This is a genomic window from Chryseobacterium rhizosphaerae, assembly GCF_003385455.1.
In the GTDB taxonomy this organism is placed as follows: domain Bacteria; phylum Bacteroidota; class Bacteroidia; order Flavobacteriales; family Weeksellaceae; genus Chryseobacterium; species Chryseobacterium rhizosphaerae.
The window spans coordinates 62,905-68,904 of the sequence record NZ_QNUF01000028.1 but is presented as its reverse complement, the minus strand read 5'-3'; the positions used below and the strand labels follow the sequence as shown (position 1 = coordinate 68,904).

At 36.2% G+C, this 6,000-nt stretch carries 5 protein-coding genes and 1 pseudogene; 3 read left to right on the top strand and 3 right to left on the bottom strand.

From position 1 onward, the window contains the following. Both DRF57_RS19440 and DRF57_RS19435 read right to left on the bottom strand, forming a co-directional pair. A pseudogene (locus DRF57_RS19440) lies at positions 1–723 on the bottom strand (hypothetical protein); the annotation flags it as partial. A 10-nt stretch (positions 724–733) separates the two neighbouring features. Continuing rightward, positions 734–2,311, bottom strand: a complete 1,578-nt coding sequence (locus DRF57_RS19435; RefSeq protein WP_115920343.1) for a T9SS type A sorting domain-containing protein — start codon at positions 2,309–2,311, stop codon at positions 734–736. A 333-nt stretch (positions 2,312–2,644) separates the two neighbouring features. Between DRF57_RS19435 and DRF57_RS19430 the strand changes: the two genes are divergently transcribed. From DRF57_RS19430 to DRF57_RS19420, 3 genes are all read left to right on the top strand, one after another. After that, complete coding sequence (locus tag DRF57_RS19430; RefSeq protein ID WP_115920341.1) at positions 2,645–3,037, top strand: helix-turn-helix domain-containing protein; 393 nt, start codon at positions 2,645–2,647, stop codon at positions 3,035–3,037. 223 nt (positions 3,038–3,260) lie between these two features. After that, positions 3,261–4,115, top strand: a complete 855-nt coding sequence (locus DRF57_RS19425; protein ID WP_262484699.1) for a transketolase — start codon at positions 3,261–3,263, stop codon at positions 4,113–4,115. Positions 4,116–4,145: 30 nt separating this feature from the next. Continuing rightward, positions 4,146–5,093 (top strand): transketolase family protein, encoded by a 948-nt coding sequence (locus DRF57_RS19420; RefSeq protein ID WP_047489107.1) that lies wholly within the window; start codon positions 4,146–4,148, stop codon positions 5,091–5,093. A 69-nt stretch (positions 5,094–5,162) separates the two neighbouring features. Here DRF57_RS19420 and DRF57_RS19415 read toward each other — a convergent pair whose 3' ends face one another. Continuing rightward, positions 5,163–5,765: an outer membrane beta-barrel protein gene (locus DRF57_RS19415; RefSeq protein WP_115920339.1), complete on the bottom strand. Its 603-nt coding sequence runs from the start codon at positions 5,763–5,765 to the stop codon at positions 5,163–5,165. Positions 5,766–6,000 lie beyond the last annotated feature (235 nt).

The following is a 6,000-nucleotide window of genomic DNA, read 5'->3' as shown; positions in this document are numbered from 1 at the left end:
TTTGTCAGGGTCTATGATTTTATATAAGTACCAGCCTGTAATGGCACTCCTGTCAGGTCCTGCGCTTTGAGTGGTGGACCTTTCAATATTCTCTACCGATCCTCCAAAATAATATTCTGTCCCGGTTTTATCGGTCAGCTTAAAACGAAATAGTTTCCCATACCCCATTATTGGGGCATTCAGATCAAAAATTTCAATTTTCACCTTATCTTTTGATTCGGTAAAAACCTGTAAATTATTGTTAATATAAAAGCTCCCGGATAATCCATTGGCCACAGAAAAATTAAACCAGTCATATTCAGTATCTATTGTATTTCCTGTTCTTGCAGCTTCTTTTATTTGGAGTAAATCCGTAGTTTCATTAATGGTTTCGGGTTTCCAGTTGGTATTATTTTCATCTGTTTCATCTTTTACCACTCTTGATATAACACCCGGAGCGGTCAGTATCCAGGACATTCCGGTGCTTGTTCCTACATCATCTGCTCTTACTCCACTGGAATAGTTTAAAGATATTGGCGTTCTAAGCTGGCTATAAATAGGAATCTGATGGGTGAAATCACCATTGGAAGATTGTTCAAAGCTGATCCTGCTACTGGCAAAGGTTTCCTGGGATGGTGCTACTATTTTGGGTATTCCATAATTATTATTGGGCTCGGATGATGTCTGGCCACTGTATAATTGAAATGCCAGAAGCATACAAATTGGCGTATATATTTTTTTCATGATTTGTAGTTTATTTCTTAATCAGTTTAGCATTTGCTGTTTTACTGTTATCCGTTTTTATGGTCACCAGGTAAGCACCCTGAACCAAAGCCTGTGTACCCAATTTGGTAACATTATTCTTTGTTTTCATCTGCTGTAAAAGCTTTCCACTCATATCATAAACTGAAATATCAGCCTCCTTGAAATCATTAAAGCCGATTTCTACATAAGCATAATCTGAAACAGGATTCGGATAGATCTTGATATCATGTTTTTCTATTAACTGATTAACCTGTTTGTCTCCCAGCTTCACAATTTTCCAGTTTTCCTCTCCAAATTTCTCAGCACTGGTGCCTGCCAGAACGATCGAGCCATCCCTGTTGAGCTTCAAATCTGAAAGTCTCTCCTCTCTTTTTCTCGAGTCTCCATTCACATATTTTCTCCATTTTTCAATCCCTTGCTGGTCAATATAGAGAAGCCAAAAACTTTCGTCATTTTTTTCTATCCTTCCTTCAGCCTGCGTGTATCCGCCCATCAATACTCCTTGCGTGACGTCTTGATTCCTGGTTCCTGGATCTTGACTCTGTATCACATTCATCCCCATCAAAATATCCCGATTGCCCAAAGTATAGGATTTCTGCCAGATCTCTTCACCTCTCTCATTCAGCAAGATTAACCATAGGTCTGTGCCTTCTTGAGCACCTACTGATTTATTTCCGGATCTCTCGGATCTGGATTCTCCTCCGATGATAAAACCATTTGAAGTTAAAGCCAGGGTTCTCAAATGATCATCGCCTTTTCCGCCAAAGTTCTTTTCCCATTCTACTTTTCCGTTTTTATCTAGTTTTATGATCCAATAGTCACCCTCGCCAAAGTTTTCAGTTTTCTTTGATCCTCCAATAGAACTTCGGGAATATACCCCCAGCAAAGCTCCTCCATCCCGCGTAGGGATCATTTTTTCTACTTCATCCAAATTTTTTCCGCCTAAAATAAGTTGGGATAATTCTTTGCCATCTTTATCAAGTCTTACAATTAAAATGTCCTTTGATCCATAGCCTTTGGGAGAGTTTTGTATGTTACCTGCTACAAAGAATCCTAAGTCTGTCGTTTGGATTACGGCTCTGGCTTCTTCATCGGATGAAGTTCCCAAGGTTTTTTGCCAAACTTCGTCTCCAAATTCATTGATACGGATGAGCCAGATGTCTGAACCTCCCTTAGATTCATCTTTCTTATCCAAACCTTTATTGGAATATGTGGTACCAGCAAGCAAAAATCCTCCCTCTTCAGTTGCTACAGTAGAAGAGAGGTAGTCATGGTTATTTCCGGAAAAATATTTTTCCCATATACTATTTCCTAACTGATCAAGTTTTATTAAATGCATGTCGTAGCCATTATTAGACTTTTGGGAGCTCATAGCTGGCGACTGGCTTGTAGCCTGAATACTGCTTCCAGTGATCAGGTATTGCCCATCAATAGTGGTGGTCACCTGGCTTAAAAAGTCCTGAGTTGAGGATTTAATGTCCCGTTGCCATAGGACCGTTGTTTCCTGAGCATATGATATACCCAAGGTTGTGCATAAGTATAATGCACTCAAATAGATTTTTTTCATATTTGTTCTTTTAATTGGTGAAGATAAAAATTATTATTAATTCCCAGTACAGGGAAAATCCCATTTTTATATGGGGTTTTTACGGTAGCCTGTTCTACCCTGATAAATAGAGTGTTTTCATAAAAATATTATTTTAAAGTTGCTATTTGTTTTTAATGTCTTAACTAAAGCAAAGCTACTAAGCCATAGCGACAGAACATGTCGTATTAAATCTAAAATCTTATAAAAGATCTAACTTATCTACACTATGTGACATATATTTTTACAAACGTAAAAGAAATATCTTTTAAATATCATCGGTATTTTGTTATTTTTGAACAAAATATTGATATTATGAGTATAGGAGCCAAAGTAAAAAAGTTTAGAGAGACAAGGGGGATTTCTCAGGATGAATTAGCCTTACGTCTGGATGTTGCACAAAGCACAATTTCAAGTATAGAATCTGATAAAAACATACCCAGTTCATTATTACTAAATAAAATTGCCAAAGAATTAGACGTAGATATTAATGAATTGTTAAATGAAGGGATTCAGGTAAATATATCAAATAATAAATTCAGTGACTTATCCAGTGCAGGCACTATTAATCAATATAATCCAGTATTTAATATGCAGTCACCTGAAATTATTGAGAATATATTAAAAAATCAACAACAGATCACCAAGCTCATTGAATCTCAAAATAAATTTATTGAAACACTATTAAAAAAGGATAAAGACCTTTAAGTTTGTAAAGCTTTTGTTTTTTACAAATGACAGCGATGCAGGAACTCAATTAAATTTTAAATTTGTTAATAATATTGTTACTGAAATTTCTGTTTACCTCAACGAGGGCTGTTAAAAGCAGGGAAAATATACACATAAGTCAAAATCCGGGTTTTCATATCCGGATTTTTACATTTCCATAAGCCGGTAAAAAATTGTAAATTCGCGTGCAAATAAATCAGATATAATGAGTAAAAGTATTGAAGAGTTAAAATCTCTTACTACACAGATCAGAAGAGACATTTTAAGAATGGTTCATGCTGTTAATTCAGGCCACCCGGGCGGAAGTTTAGGTTGTACAGAATACTTCACAGCACTTTACGGAAAGGTGATGAACTATCATCTTCCTTTTACGATGGAAGGGAAAAATGAAGATCATTTTTATCTATCAAACGGGCATATTTCACCTGTTTTCTACTCTACTTTGGCAAGATTTGATTTCTTTCCGGTGGAAGAACTGAAGACTTTCAGAAAACTGGATTCAAGATTACAAGGGCACCCAACTACTCACGAGGGACTTCCTGGAATCAGAATCGCTTCAGGTTCTCTTGGACAGGGGCTTTCTGTAGCACTTGGTGTAGCACAGGGTAAAAAATTAGACGGAGATCAATCTCTTGTTTACACACTTCACGGAGATGGTGAACTTCAGGAGGGTCAGATCTGGGAAGCTTTAATGTATGCTGCTGCTAAAAAAGTAGACAACATTATCTCTACTATTGACTACAACGGACGTCAGATTGACGGAGATACAGATGATGTATTGAGCTTAGGAAATCTTCATGCTAAACTTGAAGCATTCGGATGGACTGTACTTGAGGAGAAAAACGGAAACGATCTTGAAGCCGTGATTGCTATTCTTGAGAAAGCAAAAACTGAAACAGGAAAAGGAAAACCTGTAGTAATCATCCTTCATACTGAGATGGGTTATGGTGTAGATTATATGATGGGAAGCCACGCTTGGCATGGAAAAGCTCCTAATGATGAGCAGTTGGATGCAGCATTCAAGCAATTGTATTTAGAAGCTCCGGCAGATTACTAATATCTTAACATCTCGATTAAAAAAATAAAAATGAAATATACATATACAGAAAAAAAAGATACACGTTCAGGATTTGGAGCCGGATTAGCAGAGCTGGCTGACAAAAACCCTAATGTAGTAGCACTTTGTGCAGACCTTATCGGTTCTTTAAAAATGGAGAAATTCATTGAAAAAGCACCTGAAAGATTCTTCCAGATAGGGATTGCAGAAGCTAATATGATGGGTATTGCTGCAGGACTTAGCATTACAGGAAAAATTCCTTTTACAGGAACTTTCGCTAACTTCTCTACTTCAAGAGTATATGACCAGATCCGTCAGTCTATCGCTTATTCTGGAAAAAATGTGAAAATCTGTGCATCTCACGCAGGTCTTACTTTAGGGGAAGATGGAGCTACTCACCAGGTTTTGGAAGATATCGGAATGATGAAAATGCTTCCTGGAATGACGGTTATCAATACTTGTGACTACAACCAGACTAAAGCTGCTACATTGGCAATTGCTGATTTTGAAGGTCCTGTATATTTAAGATTCGGAAGACCGGTAGTTCCTGTATTTATTCCGGAAGATATGCCTTTCGAAATTGGAAAAGGGATTATGCTACAGGAAGGTACTGACGTAACGATTGTTGCAACAGGGCACCTTGTATGGGAATCTCTTGTAGCGGCTGAAGAGCTTGAAAAAGAAGGTATTTCTTGTGAAGTGATCAATATCCACACCATTAAACCTTTAGACGAAGAGATCATCTTAAAATCTGTTGAAAAAACAGGAAAGATCGTTACTGCTGAAGAGCATAACTACCTTGGTGGTTTAGGAGAGTCTGTTGCGGGAATGCTTGCAAGAAAAAGACCTACAAGACAGGAATTTGTGGCCGTAAATGATACTTTTGGAGAATCTGCAACGCCTGCTGAACTGATGAAGAAGTATAAAATTGATGCTGAAGCAGTAAAAGAAGCCGTAAAAAGAATCTTAGCTAACTAGGAAAGTCTTTTCAATTATAAAACAAAGCCGTCTCAGTGAGACGGCTTTATTATTTTTTTTCTACAATAACTATTTCAATCCAAAGTTTTTAGAGATTCCTACTCCTACTTCTTTTCCGAAAGAAAGATTGAAATTGCTGCTGGTAGCATCAATGCTATCTGCTTTTAAATGGCTGTATTTAATTCCTCCAATATTGAAGTTTAGTCCAAATCCATTCTTGAAGTTGATAAATAATGCAGGGGTAAAGCTGGTATAAAACCCGTTAGATTTCACTTCACTGGTAGAACCCAAAGTAGTTGTTTTCATATTCTGATTTTGGTAACCAGCACCTAAATCTCCATAAACAGCGAAAATATCACCCAAAGGAACTGCATAACGAACGAATGGCCCAATAGCAAACTCGTTGGTTTTCAAGGTAGCAGGATTATTATTAAAAACTTCTTCTTGCTTCCCGGAAGTAATAACAGAATTGATACCTATTGTCCAATTTTTATGGAACTGATAACCTACCGTTGGAGTAAAAGTAAACGCTTCGGTACTGGATACTTTATCACCCATGAATTTATTATTGTTATTACTATACCCAATGTTTCCACCTACTAACAAGGAATTTTTCTGAGCACTTACCATTCCGAATACTGCAATAGCAGTCATAACTAAGATTTTTTTCATTTGTTTTGAATTTTAAGCATTTATTAACAATTAATATGCCAAATCACAAAATTAGTTAAATATAAATTAAAAAACCGACTCTCTTAACGCTTTAAAAACAACAAATAACATAAACAAAATCAAATAATTATAGAATAACAAATATTAAACACATACAATAAAGGGTATATGTTCAAAATAAAAATATTAACAAATATTAAGAAATTAATTAATATTTTATTCAACATTTAAAAAT